Source organism: uncultured Gilvimarinus sp. (assembly GCF_963975215.1).
Taxonomy (GTDB): Bacteria; Pseudomonadota; Gammaproteobacteria; order Pseudomonadales; family Cellvibrionaceae; genus Gilvimarinus.
Genome location: NZ_CAXBFW010000002.1, coordinates 158821 through 173607, shown reverse-complemented (window position 1 = coordinate 173607; position 14787 = coordinate 158821). Strand labels below are relative to the sequence as shown.

The 14787-nt window shown below is 55.0% G+C and carries 14 protein-coding genes; 8 read left to right on the top strand and 6 right to left on the bottom strand.

The window, feature by feature from the left end; all coding sequences use genetic code 11:
• Nucleotides 1-75: 75 nt before the first annotated feature.
• From dapD to map, 6 genes are all read right to left on the bottom strand, one after another.
• The gene (gene dapD / locus AAC019_RS02630) at nt 76-1110 is read right to left on the bottom strand and encodes a 2,3,4,5-tetrahydropyridine-2,6-dicarboxylate N-succinyltransferase (protein ID WP_339897004.1); all 1035 of its coding nucleotides are present in this window, start codon (nt 1108-1110) and stop codon (nt 76-78) included.
• 42 nt (nt 1111-1152) lie between these two features.
• Nucleotides 1153-1506, bottom strand: coding sequence for an ArsC family reductase (locus AAC019_RS02625; RefSeq protein ID WP_339897003.1), 354 nt, complete (start codon nt 1504-1506; stop codon nt 1153-1155).
• A gap of 51 nt (nt 1507-1557) precedes the next feature.
• Nucleotides 1558-2238: an endonuclease III gene (gene nth / locus AAC019_RS02620; RefSeq protein ID WP_339897002.1), complete on the bottom strand. Its 681-nt coding sequence runs from the start codon at nt 2236-2238 to the stop codon at nt 1558-1560.
• A gap of 3 nt (nt 2239-2241) precedes the next feature.
• Nucleotides 2242-3438: a succinyldiaminopimelate transaminase gene (gene dapC / locus AAC019_RS02615; RefSeq protein ID WP_339897001.1), complete on the bottom strand. Its 1197-nt coding sequence runs from the start codon at nt 3436-3438 to the stop codon at nt 2242-2244.
• 69 nt (nt 3439-3507) lie between these two features.
• On the bottom strand, nt 3508-6207 hold the full coding sequence (locus AAC019_RS02610) for a [protein-PII] uridylyltransferase (protein WP_339897000.1): 2700 nt from the start codon (nt 6205-6207) through the stop codon (nt 3508-3510).
• A 3-nt stretch (nt 6208-6210) separates the two neighbouring features.
• Entirely contained in the window at nt 6211-6981 is a 771-nt protein-coding gene (gene map / locus AAC019_RS02605; protein ID WP_339896999.1) for a type I methionyl aminopeptidase, read from the bottom strand.
• Nucleotides 6982-7354: 373 nt separating this feature from the next.
• Between map and rpsB the strand changes: the two genes are divergently transcribed.
• The 8 genes from rpsB (at nt 7355) to rseP (ending at nt 14740) form a co-directional block, all read left to right on the top strand.
• Nucleotides 7355-8098 carry a 30S ribosomal protein S2 gene (gene rpsB, locus AAC019_RS02600; protein ID WP_041523110.1) on the top strand — a complete coding sequence of 248 codons (744 nt, stop codon included), beginning with the start codon at nt 7355-7357 and terminating at the stop codon, nt 8096-8098.
• Nucleotides 8099-8205: 107 nt separating this feature from the next.
• A complete protein-coding gene (gene tsf, locus AAC019_RS02595) occupies nt 8206-9075 on the top strand; it encodes a translation elongation factor Ts (protein ID WP_339896998.1) in 870 nt (289 codons plus the stop codon).
• A gap of 107 nt (nt 9076-9182) precedes the next feature.
• Complete coding sequence (pyrH, locus tag AAC019_RS02590; protein WP_339896997.1) at nt 9183-9926, top strand: UMP kinase; 744 nt, start codon at nt 9183-9185, stop codon at nt 9924-9926.
• Nucleotides 9916-10473 (top strand): ribosome recycling factor, encoded by a 558-nt coding sequence (frr, locus tag AAC019_RS02585; protein WP_339896996.1) that lies wholly within the window; start codon nt 9916-9918, stop codon nt 10471-10473. The genes pyrH and frr overlap by 11 nt, the downstream gene beginning before the upstream one ends.
• 82 nt (nt 10474-10555) lie before the next feature.
• Nucleotides 10556-11317: a polyprenyl diphosphate synthase gene (gene uppS / locus AAC019_RS02580; protein WP_339896995.1), complete on the top strand. Its 762-nt coding sequence runs from the start codon at nt 10556-10558 to the stop codon at nt 11315-11317.
• Complete coding sequence (locus tag AAC019_RS02575) at nt 11310-12170, top strand: phosphatidate cytidylyltransferase (RefSeq protein ID WP_339896994.1); 861 nt, start codon at nt 11310-11312, stop codon at nt 12168-12170. Before uppS ends, AAC019_RS02575 begins: the two co-directional genes overlap by 8 nt.
• A 4-nt stretch (nt 12171-12174) precedes the next feature.
• Nucleotides 12175-13368 carry a 1-deoxy-D-xylulose-5-phosphate reductoisomerase gene (gene ispC / locus AAC019_RS02570; RefSeq protein ID WP_339896993.1) on the top strand — a complete coding sequence of 398 codons (1194 nt, stop codon included), beginning with the start codon at nt 12175-12177 and terminating at the stop codon, nt 13366-13368.
• Nucleotides 13369-13384: 16 nt separating this feature from the next.
• Nucleotides 13385-14740, top strand: a complete 1356-nt coding sequence (gene rseP, locus AAC019_RS02565) for an RIP metalloprotease RseP (RefSeq protein ID WP_339896992.1) — start codon at nt 13385-13387, stop codon at nt 14738-14740.
• Nucleotides 14741-14787 lie beyond the last annotated feature (47 nt).

The window sequence follows — 14787 nt, the reverse complement described above, 5'->3', positions numbered from 1 at the left end:
TTTTTGTCACTATCTAGTACAATAAAAAGCCGGGCTTTAAGCCCGGCTTTTTATTGTTTAGCTCTGCTGATTAGCTTAGGCGTTAACGTGCAGCTCTTCGTTCAGTTGCACGCTCGACTTGTTGGTCAGACATTCAATGCGGCCGGTCAAAGAGTTGCGGCGAAACAGCAAGTCGGATTTTCCGGCTAAATCGCGGGCTTTGGCGGTATCAACGTCTTTACCGTTGTCATCCAGCACGGCCACTTTAGTGCCGGCGGTGATGTACAGGCCAGACTCTACCGTACAGCGATCGCCCAGCGGAATACCGGTGCCGGCATTGGCGCCCAGCAAACACTCTTTACCCAGACTGATGACGATGTTGCCGCCGCCCGAGAGGGTGCCCATGGTGGAGCTGCCGCCGCCGAGGTCTGAGCCCGAACCGACAAAAACGCCTGCGGAGATACGCCCTTCAATCATACCGGGGCCGTCGGTACCGGCATTAAAGTTCACAAAGCCTTCGTGCATGATGGTGGTGCCTTCGCCCAGGTAGGCGCCTAAGCGCACCCGTGCAGTATGGGCAATGCGCACACCAGCCGGTACCACGTAATTGGTCATTTTGGGGAATTTGTCCACGCAGGCCACATCCAGTAGCTCACCTTTTAAGCGCGCCTCTAACTGCTTGGCTGGCAGCTCGGCCAAGTCAATGGCGCCGGCGTTGGTCCAGGCGACGTTGGGCAGCACACCAAATAAACCGGTCAGGTTGGTGCCGTGAGGTTTCACCAATCGGTGTGACAACAGGTGGAGTTTTAAATAACCCTCGGGCACGTTGGTGGGTGCTTCGTCTGCTGCTAGCAGGGTGGCGACTAACGGGCGCTCGCTACTTGCTAGTGTGTCGGCAATCGCAGCTTGTGCGGTGTCGCCGGCGTCTGCCAATGCTTTACTGAGCGCGCGTGCCTGTTCGGCAGTGAGTGTTAGCGCCTGATTGCCGCCTTCGTAACCCAGGGTGTCAGCAACGGCTGTAGCGGTAGCGTCGCTGGGGGCCAGCAGTGGCGAGGGGTAAAATACCTCCAGCCATTCGCCTTTTTGGTTGTGGGTGCCGACGCCAAGGCCGAGGCTGTAGAGTTTAGTCATGGTTAATCCTGTTTAAAACGTTGTTAAAAATAAAAGAGTGAACTAGCTAAAGAGGGTCGAGTACTGCTCGGCGTTAAAGCCAACCTGGGTTGTCTCCGAGGCTTCCAGCAGCGGACGCTTAATAATCGTTGGGTTTGCCACAATCAGTGCCGGGGCGTTGGACACATCAAAAATATTGAGTTTGTCTTGCTCACTTAAGCCCTTCCAGGTGGTGGAGCGCTTGTTGATGATGGCTTCAAGCCCGGGCTCGGCGATCCAGTCGTTAACTTTGGCTTCGGTTAAACCGTCGGCGCGAAAATCGTGAAACTGGTAGTCGATGCCGTTGTTGTCCAGCCACATTCGCGCTTTTTTAACCGTATCGCAGTTTTTGATGCCGTATAAGGTGGGCTGTGTCATGGCTCGCTCCGCAAAAGGCGCCATAATAACAAATCTGTGGCACCCGTGCTGTTAGGGTTTGTGTACCTGTTTGGGGTGTTTACGGGCCGGGTAACAACTGCGGCAAATACCGCAAACCAACCCATTGCAGCCGCGGGCGCTGCAGTGCTCGCGGCCGTAGTAAATAATTTGTAGGTGCAGTTTATTCCAGCTCTCTTTGGGGAATAGGCGCTTTAGGTCTTTCTCGGTTTGTACAACGTTTTTGCCGTTGGTTAGGCCCCAGCGCTGAGCTAAGCGGTGAATGTGGGTGTCGACCGGAAACGCCGGTACGCCAAAGGCCTGGCTCATTACCACGCTGGCGGTTTTATGGCCTACGCCGGGCAGTGTTTCTAAGGCTGCCATGTCAGCGGGGACCTGGCCGTCAAACTCATCCACTAACCGCTGCGACAATACCGAGATGGCTTTGGACTTTTGCGGTGATAACCCGCACGGGCGAATCACCGCCTTGATATCCTCGACCGGGATTTTGGCCATATCGAAAGGGTTGTCCGCGAGTTGCCATAGCGCCGGGGTAATCTGGTTAACCCGGGCGTCAGTGCACTGAGCCGAGAGCAGCACCGCCACCAATAAGCTGTAGGCATCAAAGTGATCCAGCGGGATGGGCGTTTCGGGGTAGAGCTCATCCAGAGTTTGCTGAATCAGAGCTACCCGCTCGGCTTTTTTTAAATTACTGGGGGGCTCTATCGCGGTCATGGCTTACAGGCTCGCGACAAACTGACGAATGCGGTGCGCGGCCTCGACGCACTCGGCTTCAGTGGCTACCAGCGCCATGCGCACATAGTCTTCTGCGGGGTTGCCAGCGTTTGTGTCGCGGGCCAGATAAGCACCAGGCAGTACGGTAATGTTTTGCTCGGCGTACAGTCGGCGGGCAAATTCTTCGCCCTTCATTGGCAGTTTGGGCCAAAGATAAAAGCCTGCTTCAGGGCGCGTTACCTCCAGGCAGCCATCGAGAATATCGAGTACCGCCGTAAACTTTTTGCGGTAAGCGTCGCGGTTAGCCAGTACGTGATCTTCATCTTGCCAGGCGGCGGTGCTGGCAATTTGGCTGGGTACCGCCATGGCGCAGCCGTGATAGGTGCGATACTTAAGAAATTGTCCGAGTATGTCGGCATCACCGGCGACAAAGCCCGAGCGTAAACCCGGCAAGTTAGAGCGTTTTGATAAGCTGTGAAATACAACGCAGCGGCGGTAGTCATTGCGCCCCATATCGCTGCAGGCCTGCAGTAAGCCGGCCGGCGCCTGATCTTCATGTTGGTACAGCTCGCTGTAGCACTCATCAGAGGCAATAACAAAGTCGTAACGATCGGCGAGCTGAATCAGTTGCTGAAACTGTGCCGAGCTCATGACAGCGCCCGTCGGGTTGCCGGGCGAGCAGAGGTACAAAAGCTGGCAGCGCTGCCAGATATCGACCGGTACATTGGCATAGTCGGGAATAAAGTTGTTTTCGGCAGTACAGTTTAAAAAGTGTGGCTCGGCACCGGCGAGTAACGCGGCCCCCTCATAAATTTGATAGAAAGGGTTGGGGCATACCACTAAGGGTTTGTCGGCAGAGCGGTTAATGACTGCCTGGGCAAATGCAAACAGGGCTTCACGTGTGCCATTTACTGGCAACACTTGAGTTTCCGGGTCTAGCTTGTGGCACAGCGCAAAGCGCTGGTCGGCCCAGTGGGCGATAGCCGTGCGCAGTTCCGGCAGGCCTTTGGTGGCCGGGTAGTTGCCCAGGCGGTCGAGGTTGTTGCTCAGCTCGCGTAAAACAAACGCCGGTGGCAGATGTTTTGGCTCGCCGATGGAGAGGGCAATGTGGGACAGCCCGGCGGGGGGCGTAATACCGGCTTTAAGCGCTGCGAGTTTTTCAAAGGGATACGGGTGTAGCTGTTGTAAGTCGTTATTCATGTGAAGTCGTCAATGCGGTTATTGGGCAGCGCCCATGGGGGCGCTGGAACAATGTTATAAAAACGCCCGTTAAAAACCCGCTGCCCGGTCTACGCGGTCGTCCAGCTGGCGGCAAATTTCATCTTGCAGGCGCTGGCACAGCGTTGGGTCGGACAAAGGTTGGCCGTTGTTGTCGGTAATGTAAAAAATATCTTCGACCCGCTCACCCAGGGTGGCGATTTTGGCGTTTTGCAGGTGCAGCTCAAAGTCGATAAAGATGCGCCCTATGCAGGCCAGTAAGCCCGGCCGGTCGGGGCTGATAACTTCTAGCAGAGTGTAACCGCTGAGCATGTCGTTGCGGATGCTGGTACGGGTTGGCAGTGAGAAGTGCTTTAGCCGACGCGGTGTGCGGCGCGTGCTTAAGTTGCGGCTGCTGTCGGTGGCGGTAAGCTCTTCGTGCAGCGAATCGTAAATGCGCTGTAGAACTTTGGCATCGGTACCCAGTGGCTCGCCATCTTGATTGAGCACAAAAAATGTATCGAGTGTGTAGCCGGATTTAGAGTTGTAAATCCGTGCGTCTTGCACGCTTAAGTTAATGGCATCTAAAACGGTAACGACGCCGGCAAATACGTTGTCGCGCCCTTTGCTGCGCACAAAAATTTGCGTTGCACCCTCGAGCTCCCGGCTGGAGGTTTCCTGAATCAAAATCAGTGGGCCGTCGTTATCCTTGTGCTGTAAAATTGCCTCGGTATGCCACGCAATATCCTGATGTGATTCGCGCAAAAAATATTCATCGTCAACATCCTCCCACACCTGCAGGCACTGCTCGGTGCTAATGTGATGACGATTAAGGCGGCTGATGGCCGCTTGCTGGGTTTCTTCAATCCAGTCTTGCTTATCAATATTGTTTTCTAGCCCGCGGCGCAGGGCGCGCTTGGTTTCCAGATAAAGGGTGCGCATCAAGCTGGCGCGCCAGGTGTTCCACAGGTCTGGGTTGGTGGCGTTAATGTCGGCCACAGTCAGTGCGTAAAGGTGATCGAGGTGGATCTGGTCGCCGACAATTAAAGCAAAACTATGGATGACATCCGGGTCGGAGATGTCTTGTTTTTGCGATACTGCTGACATGAGTAGATGCTTCTCTACCAGCCAGCTCATCAGCCGGGTTTCTCGCGGTGATAAATTATGACTTGATGCGAAGGCTTCGGCGTCTACCGCACCTAGTGTGGAGTGGTCACCTCCGCGGCCTTTGGCGATGTCGTGATAGAGGCCGGCGAGCAAAATAATTTCAACTTTGGGTAAGCGGCGCATAACGTGCCAGGCAACGGGGAAGTCCTCTTTCGCCTGGGGCTGCAAAAAGTTGCAGAGGTTTTGAATCAGCAACAGGGTGTGGGCATCCACGGTATAGATGTGGAATAAGTCGTGCTGCATTTGCCCGGTAACGCGGCCAAACTCGGGTAAATACAGCCCGAGAATACCGTAGCGCGACATGCGCTTTAATTCGTCAACCAGTTGCGCCGGGTAGGTAAAAAGCTGCAAGAAGAGTTGGTTGTTAACCGGGTCTTCGCGAAAACTGTCATCGATTAGGTGCCGGCTTTCGCGCATCAGTCGAATCGTAGAGGCGCGCACACCCTTAATGTCCGGGTTTTGCGCCATAAGTACAAAGATTTCGAGTAGCGCCGAGGGTGACTCCTCAAACACATAAATGTGCGCCACTTCGATATAGTCGTCGCGCCGCTGAAACCGCTCGTTGATAGGCGTAACGGTTTTTTTAACGCCGCGCTGTAAAATTGCCTCGTATAAAAACTGCAGCAGCACATCGTTAAGTTCACGTAGTGACATTACCAACCGGTAATACTTATGCATAAACTGCTCGACGCCCAGACGCTCGTCGGTGTCTTTGTAGCCAAACAATTTGGCAAGCTCACGCTGGTGGTCAAACAGTAGGCGTTCTTCCGGACGCTTGGCTACCATGTGCAGGCCATAGCGCACCCGCCATAAAAATTCTTCGCCGTTTTGCAGTAAAGAGAATTCCTCTTCGGTAAAAAAGCCTTTGCCTTCGAGCTGCTTAAGTGTGCGCACTTCAAAAAAGCGTTTGGCAACCCAGGAGATCATCTGAATGTCCCGCAGGCCGCCGGGGGCATTTTTTAAATTGGGCTCGAGGTTGTATTCGCTGTTTTTGTATTTCTCGTGGCGCAGGTTTTGCTCTTCGTATTTGGCTTTAAAAAAGTCATCGGCCGGCCACATTTTGTCTGGAGCGGTTAGCTCCAGCAGGTGAGCCCGCAGAGTAGGGTCGCCCACCAGAGTGCGCGACTCCATTAAGTTAGTGGCAACGGTAATGTCATCGCCGGCTATGTCCACGCATTGTTTGACGGTGCGAACGCTGTGGCCGATCTCCAGGCCAATATCCCACAGCAATGTCAAAAACCGTTCGAGGTTGTCCTGGCAGTTATCGATCAGCCCCTCTTCGAGCAGGATCAGTAAGTCGATGTCCGAGTGCGGGTGCAGCTCGCAGCGCCCGTAGCCGCCCACAGCCTCAAGGCTGATACCTTCGGGCCAGTCAAACTGATACCAGGCGTAGTGCAGCAAACAGTCGACAAACAGCGCCCGCTCATGGACCAGCGCACGAATGTCTTCACCCTCGCAAAAGCGCACGTCAAACTGTGCGTTAGCCGCGGTGATGGCGTCTTTAAACACAGTAATGGGCGGTTGCTCGCTTAGCGCTTTGCGAAACCGGCTCTGATCAAAAAAGAACAGCGGGCGGGTAAAGTAGGGCGTCTGTGCACTGATCATGGCTTAAAAGGGTTCCTCGGTGCGTTTGGTCAAAACCTCGACACCGTCAGCGGTTACGGCCAGGGTGTGTTCCCATTGCGCCGATAGGCGGCCGTCTTTGGTCTCTACCGTCCAACCGTCGCGCTTAAGCTTGGTTTGCGCTTTACCGGCGTTAATCATGGGCTCGATCGTGAAAGTCATGCCTTCTTTGAGCTCCATACCGGTGCCGGGGCGGCCGTAGTGCAAAACCTGGGGCTCTTCGTGGAATACCGTGCCAATGCCGTGGCCACAGTACTCGCGCACCACCGAGTAGTAGTTGGACTCTGCGTGTTTTTGGATGACCGCGCCAATATCGCCCAGCCGGCAGCCGGGTTTTACCAGCTCGATGCCTTTATAGAGGCATTCTTGGGTGATCTCCACCAGCCGCTTGGCGTGGGGGGCAACTTCACCCACAAAGTACATCTTGCTGGTGTCGCCATGATAACCGTCGTAGATTACGGTGACGTCGATATTGATGATGTCGCCGTTTTTTAGCACTTTTTTCTCGGAGGGGATGCCGTGACAGATAACATGGTTTACCGAGGTGCATACCGACTTGGGGAAGCCGCGGTAGTCGAGGCAGGCCGGAATGGCTTTTTGCACGTCGACGATATGATCGTGGCAGAGCTTGTCGAGTTCGGCGGTCGTGACGCCTGGCACCACGTGTGGCTCGATCATCTCGAGTACTTCGGCCGCCATACGGCCGGCAACACGCATTTTCTCGATATCTTCGGGAGTTTTAATAGATACGCTCATGGTTTCTCACTTTGGACTGCTCGCGCTCCGCTGAGCGCGCTTTTACGGTAGTGGCTAGTTTACCCGATCAGCGCCACAGACTACAGTCCACGGGCTCTGCTGATTCTTGGGGTTGTCGGCACTGTCTGCTACACGGCTTTTGGGTGGGGTTGAATCGGCGGCCGGTTTGTCACCTAAAAGGGGTAAAAACTTCCCTTTGGCTTGATCTTATGGTATAAAGCGCGCCGTTCGAGCGAACTCTGGCAGCAAGTCAGGCTGGTACGAGCGAATAAACCTTAACGTCACACATATACCGACACGTACAGCCTGGGTGCCCAATGGGTTGGCTGGCGGGGTATATGGAGGCCTAACCCGATACAACAGGAATACGATTATGCCTACAGTTAGCATGCGCGAAATGCTGCAAGCGGGTGTCCATTTCGGTCACCAAACCCGTTACTGGAACCCCAAAATGGGCCGCTACATCTTCGGCGCCCGCAACAAAATTCATATCATTAACCTGGAGCACACTGTTCCGGCGTTTAATGAGACTCTTGACCTGGTTAAGCAATTAACCTCGCAAAAGAAGCAAATCATGTTTGTTGGCACCAAGCGCGCCGCTCAAAAGATCGTTAAAGAGCAGGCTGAGCGTGTTGGTATGCCCTTTGTTAGCCACCGCTGGTTGGGCGGTATGCTGACTAACTACAAAACCATTCGTGCTTCTATCCGCCGTTACCGCGAGCTCGAAGCTCAGTCTCAGGACGGTACCTTCGAGAAGCTGACCAAGAAAGAAGCGCTGATGCGCACCCGCGATATGGAGAAGCTTGAGCGCTCTATCGGCGGTATTAAAGATATGGGCGGCTTGCCTGATGCGCTGTTTGTGGTTGACGTTGATCACGAGCGTATTGCTGTTGCCGAAGCCAACAAGCTGGGTATTCCGGTTATTGGTGTGGTAGATACCAACTCAAACCCAGATGGCATCGATTACGTCATTCCGGGTAACGACGACGCCATTCGCGCCGTTCGTCTGTACGTGACTGCTATTGCGGATGCCTGCGCCGAAGGCGCTGCCTCTGCACAAGAAGTACCGAACAAAGACGAGTATGTTGCTGCTGAGGGCGAGGCTGCTGCGGAGTAATTCTGCCGCCTAGTTGTCATCTGTAACAGATACAGTAAGACGTAAAAGGGGTGGGCCGCTAAGGCTGCGCCCCTTTTTTCCAACGGATTTAAAGAGAGGATAGATACATGGCAGCTGTCTCTGCTTCAATGGTTAAAGAACTGCGTGATCGTACCGGTCTTGGCATGATGGAGTGTAAGCGCGCTCTGGCCGAGGTTGATGGTGATATCGATCTGGCAATTGAGAATCTGCGTAAGGCCAGTGGCCTTAAAGCATCGAAAAAAGCCGGCCGTACCGCCGCTGATGGTGTTGTGCTGGCCAAAGTGGCTGACGACAACAGCTACGCGGTAGTGGTTGAAGTGAACAGTGAAACCGACTTTGCAGCGCGCGATGACGGCTTTCTTGGCTTTGCTCGCACTGTGTTGGATAAGGCGTTTGCCGACAAGCAAAGCGATGTTGCCGCATTGATGGCCGGTGAGCTGGAAGAAGCCCGTGAAGCGTTGGTTCAGAAAATCGGTGAAAACATCGGTGTGCGTCGTGTGACCGTTGTTGAGGGTGGCTTGGTAGACATCTACATCCACTCAAACAACCGTATTGCGACTATCGTTAAGCTCGACGGCGGCAATGCCGAGTTGGCGCGTGATGTTGCTATGCACGTGGCCGCTGTTAACCCGCAAGTGGTTAAGCCAGAAGATATGCCAGCGGATATCGTCGAGAAAGAAAAAGACATCATCAAGGCGCAGCCCGATATGGAAGGCAAGCCTGCTGAGATCGTTGAAAAAATGACCATGGGTCGTATCAACAAGTTCTTGAAAGAAGGTAGCCTGAACGAGCAGCCTTTTGTTAAGAACCCTGAGTTGACCGTAGGTAAGCTGGCAAAAGAAGCTGGCGCCACCATCGATAGCTTTGTTCGCTTTGAAGTGGGCGAGGGTATCGAGAAAGAAGAGGCGGATTTTGCCGCTGAAGTTGCCGCTCAGGTTGCTGCATCTAAGTCGTAAGTCCCTCATCTTGCGCATAAAAAAGGAGGTCGGATGTCCATCCGGCCTCCTTTTGTTGTAAACTGCCCCCCGTTTTTGACCTTCTTCAGCCTTGCGGAGACCCACCCATGCCAAATCCTCGGGATAAAAAGTACAAGCGTATATTGCTCAAACTGAGCGGTGAAGAGCTGATGGGTGAAGTCGGTTTTGGTATCGACCCTAAAGTGCTCGACAAGATGGCCCTTGAAATCGGCCAGCTGGTGGGTATTGGTGTTCAGGTAGGCTTGGTGATTGGTGGTGGTAACCTGTTTCGCGGTGCGGCGCTCAGTGCGGCCGGGCTCGACCGGGTGACCGGTGATCACATGGGGATGCTGGCCACCGTAATGAACGCGCTGGCGATGCGCGACGCCCTGGAGCGCTCCAATATTTCCTCGCGGGTGATGTCCGCCATCCCCATGAGCGGTATTGTCGAGCATTACGACCGCCGCCACGCGATTCGCTGCTTAAACGCAGGTGAGGTGGTGATCTTCTCGGCCGGTACCGGCAACCCCTTCTTTACCACCGATTCGGCGGCTTGCTTGCGCGGTATCGAGGTGGAAGCGGATATTGTACTTAAGGCCACTAAGGTGGACGGTGTTTACACCGCCGACCCGATGAAAGACGCCAATGCTACTAAGTACGATCGCCTTACCTACGATTTGGTGCTAGAAAACAAGCTTGGCGTGATGGATTTAACCGCGATTTGCCTGTGTCGGGATCACGACATGCCGGTACGGGTGTTTCGCATGAATAAAAGTGGTGCGCTGCTGAACATTGTGGTGGGCAGCAATGAAGGCACCTTGATTGAAGAGGATACCTCGAATGTTGGATGAGCTAAAAAAAGACGCTGATACGCGTATGCAAAAGGCGCTGGTCGCCATGGGTAATAATTTCAACAAAATTCGTACCGGTCGGGCTCACCCGAGCTTGCTCGATGGCATTATGGTGTCTTATTACGGTGTAGAGACGCCTTTGGCCCAAGTGGCCAACGTGAACGTGGAAGACGCCCGCACCTTGTCGATCAAGCCCTGGGAGAAGCCCATGGTACCCGAGATCGAGAAAGCCATTATGAAGTCCAACCTGGGACTTAACCCGTCGACTTCCGGGGACAATATTCGTATCCCCTTGCCGGCGCTGACTGAAGAGACCCGTAAGGGCTACATCAAGCAGGCGCGTGCCGAGGCCGAGAATGGCCGGGTATCGATCCGCAACGTTCGTCGCGATGTATTGTCTGACGTAAAAGCGCTGTTAAAAGACAAAGAAATCAGTGAAGACGAAGATCGTCGCACTCAGGATGAAGTGCAAAAAATCACCGATAAGTATATTGCTGAAGTCGATAAAGTTTTGGCTCAGAAAGAAGAGGAATTGATGACCGTATAAGGTCATCGACCGTGCCCGCCCGGCGCAGGCGGGCATTTGAAACAGTAATGTCGGGCTATGCCCATTGGCCCAGGAGAGTTGTGTGACCGGCAGTTGTTTACGTCATATCGCCATTATCATGGATGGCAATAATCGCTGGGCCAAACAGCGAAACCTCGCTGGAATCTCAGGACACAAAGAAGGTGTAGAGCGCATCCGCGATGTGATGTCGGCTTGTCAGTCGCTCGGCGTAGAGGTTCTTACACTGTTTGCCTTTAGCAGCGAAAACTGGAAGCGTCCGGCCCGCGAGGTGGAGGCGCTGATGTCGTTGTTTCAGCTGTACCTAAAAAAAGAGGCTCGCGCGCTTAAGAAAAAAGGCGTGCGTCTGAAGGTTGTGGGCAATCGCAGTAACTTTAGCGCCTCTCTCAACCGCGCTATTGCCAGTGCCGAATCCCTTACGGCGGATACCGAGGCCAAAACCACATTGGTTATTGCGGCCGATTACGGTGGCCACTGGGATATTGCCGATACCGCAGCGCGGTTGGCCAGCAAAGTTGCCGCCGGCGACATGGCGGCGGCGGATATCAACGAAGAAAGCTTTGGTCGCGCTACCTGCCTGGGAGATTTGCCGCCGCTGGACCTGTTGATTCGCACCGGTGGGGAGCACCGCATTAGCAACTTTATCCTCTGGCAGGCGGCCTACGCCGAGCTGTATTTTACCCCTGTGCTCTGGCCTGATTTTAACGCCGATGCCCTCACCGGGGCGGCCAACGACTTTTATTCGCGCCAGCGCCGCTTTGGCAAAACCTCTGAGCAGTGTGAGTCGCCTTCGAGCTTGACGACAGGGAGTGGCTCTCATGCTTAAGCAGCGTATTTTGACCGCCTGCGTATTGGCCGCAACGTTTCTTGCGGTTTTATTTTTCTTGCCCGCCGGGTTGTTTCCGGCCTTTGTGGCGCTGATCGTGCTGCTGGGCGCCTGGGAGTGGTCCAACTTAAGCGGCATTACGGCAATGGCTGGTCGCCTTGCTTATTTGCTGCTGCAGGCTGCGGCATTGTTATTGGCAGCCCTGTACGTGGGCATTGTCGAGCTGGGCAGCCCGATTGAGCCCACGTTGGCGCAGTCGGTTGATGATCGTTTCTCTCACTTGCTTTTGGCCGGCTGTACCTGGTGGGCGGTGGCTTTGCTGTGGGTGCAGGGTTATCCCAGCAGTAGTTTGCTCTGGGGGCGGCGGTCGCTGCGTGCACTGATGGGCTTTTTTGTGTTGGTGCCCGCCTGGATTGGGTTTAGTTATGTGCGCTTGCAAGACAACGGCGCCTGGCTGGTGTTGATGATTGTCGCCGTCGTGGCCGCCGCCGATATCGGCGGTTATTTTGTCGGTAAGCGCTTTGGCAAGCGCAAGCTGGCCCCCGCGGTCAGCCCCGGTAAAACCTGGGAGGGTTTTTTGGGGGGGATTGGCGCCAATATTTTGTTCGCTCTGGTGCTTTGGCTGACGACAGAGAATGCGCTGTTGGCGGTGTTAGCGCTGGTGGTGCCGACCTCGTTGGTCTCCGTGCTGGGCGATTTGCTCGAGAGTATGGTTAAGCGTGAGCGCGGCATTAAAGACAGCAGTGCTCTGCTGCCAGGTCATGGCGGCGTGCTGGATCGGGTGGATAGCTTGACGGCCGCTGCGCCGGTTTTTGCGCTGGTGCTGGCGCTGTCGCAAAGTTCCTTTGGGTAGGGTTATGGAGCAAATTACAGTACTGGGCGCGACCGGCTCTATCGGTGTCAGTACGCTGGATGTGCTGGCCCGCCATCGCGACCGCTATCAGGTTTATGCGTTAACCGCCAATAACCGCTGGCAGCTTTTGGCCGAGCAAGTGCTGGAGCATCGGCCTCGCTACGCTGTGCTGACTGATGTCGCTGCGGCAGAGGCCTTGCGTCAGGCGCTGGCTAACACCGACGCTGCGACCGAGGTGCTCGCCGGCGAGCAGGCTTTAACAGAAGTAGCTGGTGCCGCCTGCGTCGATACCGTTATGGCGGCTATTGTCGGCGCGGCGGGGTTGCTGCCGAGCTTTGCGGCCGTGGAGGCGGGCAAGAAGGTGTTGCTGGCCAATAAAGAAGTGCTGGTGATGGCCGGCGGCCTGTTTATGGCTGAGGCACGGCGATCTGGCGCGGAAATCTTACCTATCGACAGCGAGCACAATGCAATTTTTCAGTGCTTGCCACTGCAAAAAGCACTGGCAGCTGGCTGTGAGCTTGACAGCCTTGGGGTGCGCAAAATTTTACTGACCGCCTCCGGTGGCCCGTTTCGCGATACGGCGCTGGCGGATTTAGCCAGAGTCACCCCAGCGCAGGCTTGCGCCCACCCCAACTGGGATATGGGGCAAAAGATTTCAGTGGACTCGGCCACTATGATGAATAAGGGCCTCGAGTTGATTGAAGCCTGCTGGTTGTTTAATTGCTCAGCTGACGATATTGAAGTGCTGATACATCCGCAGAGTGTGATTCACTCGATGGTGGAGTATGTGGATGGCTCGGTACTGGCGCAGCTCGGTAACCCGGATATGCGCACGCCCATCGCCCACGCACTGGCCTGGCCGGAGCGGGTGGCTTCGGGGGTGGCCCCACTGGATATGGTGGCGGCCGCTCGGTTAGACTTTAGCGCCCCGGATTATGAGCGGTTTCCCTGTTTGCAGTTGGCACAACAAGCGGCCAGTATGGGGCAGACGGCGCCGGCGGTGCTTAATGCGGCCAATGAAGTGGCCGTTGCGGCTTTTTTGCAGGGCGAACTCGCCTTTACCGATATAGCCGAAGTTAATAAGCGAGTTTTGCTGGCCGCGGAATTAACTGAACCGGTAGATTTGGACGTTGTCCAACTCGCCGATACAAAAGCTCGCCAGCACGCTCAGCGCCTTATCGTTGCAGGGCTTTCGTGAGTTATAAGAGGTAGTAGTGGGAATATTACAGATCGTATTCTGGTTTTTTGTCGCCATTATCGTGCTGGTGACGATTCATGAGTTTGGCCACTTTTATGTGGCCAGGCGCTGTGGCGTCAAGGTACTGCGTTTTTCGGTGGGCTTTGGCAAGGTGTTGCTGCGTCGCTACGATAAGTCCGGCACCGAGTATGCTCTCTCGGCAATCCCGCTGGGTGGCTACGTTAAAATGCTCGACGAGCGCGAGGGTAAAGTCGACCCGGCCGAACTCGATCGTGCGTTTAACCGTCAAAGTGTGGCCAAGCGTATCGCCATTGTCGTGGCGGGCCCGGCGGCCAACTTTATTCTCGCTATTTTAATCTTCTGGGCGCTGCTGGTATCCAGTGGCGAGCGCGGTATTGCGCCGGTTATCGGGTCGGTAACACCGGGTTCGGTCGCCGCGGCGGCTAATCTGGAGCCGGGGCAAGAAATTATTGCGGTGGATGGTGTCGCTACCACATCTTGGCAGGATGTTCAGCAGCAGCTGTTGCGCCGCCTGGGCGAGAGTGGCCCGTTAACCTTTACCACGCGTTATTTAGATTCCAGCCTGCGTTATCAATCCGAGGTTGAGCTCGACGGCTGGCTGCGAGGTGTGGCCGAGCCTGAGCCCTTATCCGGGTTAGGGGTAAAGCCCTTTTTGCCGACTATCGATGCTGTGGCGGCCGATATAACCCCAGGCAGCCCGGCGGAGCAGGCGGGCTTAATGTCGGGCGACAAAATTGTAGCGGCTAATGATCAGGCGATTGCGGGTGCTCGTGAGTGGATCGAGTTCGTTAAGGCGCGCCCCGGGCAGAGCATTGAGGTGTTGGTGGAGCGCGGCGGTGAGTCTGTGGCATTAACCATGACGCCTGCCACCGTCACCGAGGGCGGCGAGAGTTTTGGTCGTGTCGGTATGGCTATCGCGCCGGGGGAGTGGCCCAAAGATATGATCCGCACCCGGGATTATTCTCTGGTCAGCGGATTTGTCGCCGGTGTGGACAAAACCTGGGAAACTTCTGCCTTTGTGCTGTTGTCCGTTAAGAAGCTGATTTTTGGGGAAATTTCGACAAAAAACTTGAGTGGAGCAATCACCATTGCTAAGGTTGCGGGTTCTGAGGCTGAAAATGGCTGGCGCAGCTTTCTCGGGTTTTTGGCACTGCTTAGTGTGTCCCTCGGGGTCTTCAACTTACTGCCGATACCCGTGCTCGATGGCGGCCATTTAATGTACTACATGGTGGAGCTCGTCAAGGGCAGTCCGGTGCCAGAAAAGGTACAGGCGGTGGGCTATCAGCTGGGGCTGGTCATGGTCATAGGCCTGACAATACTCGCGCTCTATAATGACATCATGAGGCTCTAATCCAGTAAGGATACCGGTGGCCATCGGGATAAACCCGAAGGCAGGTA

Excerpts from the sequence above, each read along its gene's own strand:
- map (WP_339896999.1), bottom strand. The coding sequence starts at position 6,981 with ATGAGCGTATCTATTAAAACTCCCGAAGATATCGAGAAAATGCGTGTT.
- frr (WP_339896996.1), top strand. The coding sequence starts at position 9,916 with ATGTTGGATGAGCTAAAAAAAGACGCTGATACGCGTATGCAAAAGGCG.
- dapC (WP_339897001.1), bottom strand. The coding sequence starts at position 3,438 with ATGAATAACGACTTACAACAGCTACACCCGTATCCCTTTGAAAAACTC.
- pyrH (WP_339896997.1), top strand. The coding sequence starts at position 9,183 with ATGCCAAATCCTCGGGATAAAAAGTACAAGCGTATATTGCTCAAACTG.
- nth (WP_339897002.1), bottom strand. The coding sequence starts at position 2,238 with ATGACCGCGATAGAGCCCCCCAGTAATTTAAAAAAAGCCGAGCGGGTA.
- AAC019_RS02625 (WP_339897003.1), bottom strand. The coding sequence starts at position 1,506 with ATGACACAGCCCACCTTATACGGCATCAAAAACTGCGATACGGTTAAA.
- tsf (WP_339896998.1), top strand. The coding sequence starts at position 8,206 with ATGGCAGCTGTCTCTGCTTCAATGGTTAAAGAACTGCGTGATCGTACC.
- ispC (WP_339896993.1), top strand. The coding sequence starts at position 12,175 with ATGGAGCAAATTACAGTACTGGGCGCGACCGGCTCTATCGGTGTCAGT.
- rpsB (WP_041523110.1), top strand. The coding sequence starts at position 7,355 with ATGCCTACAGTTAGCATGCGCGAAATGCTGCAAGCGGGTGTCCATTTC.
- dapD (WP_339897004.1), bottom strand. The coding sequence starts at position 1,110 with ATGACTAAACTCTACAGCCTCGGCCTTGGCGTCGGCACCCACAACCAA.
- AAC019_RS02575 (WP_339896994.1), top strand. The coding sequence starts at position 11,310 with ATGCTTAAGCAGCGTATTTTGACCGCCTGCGTATTGGCCGCAACGTTT.
- AAC019_RS02610 (WP_339897000.1), bottom strand. The coding sequence starts at position 6,207 with ATGATCAGTGCACAGACGCCCTACTTTACCCGCCCGCTGTTCTTTTTT.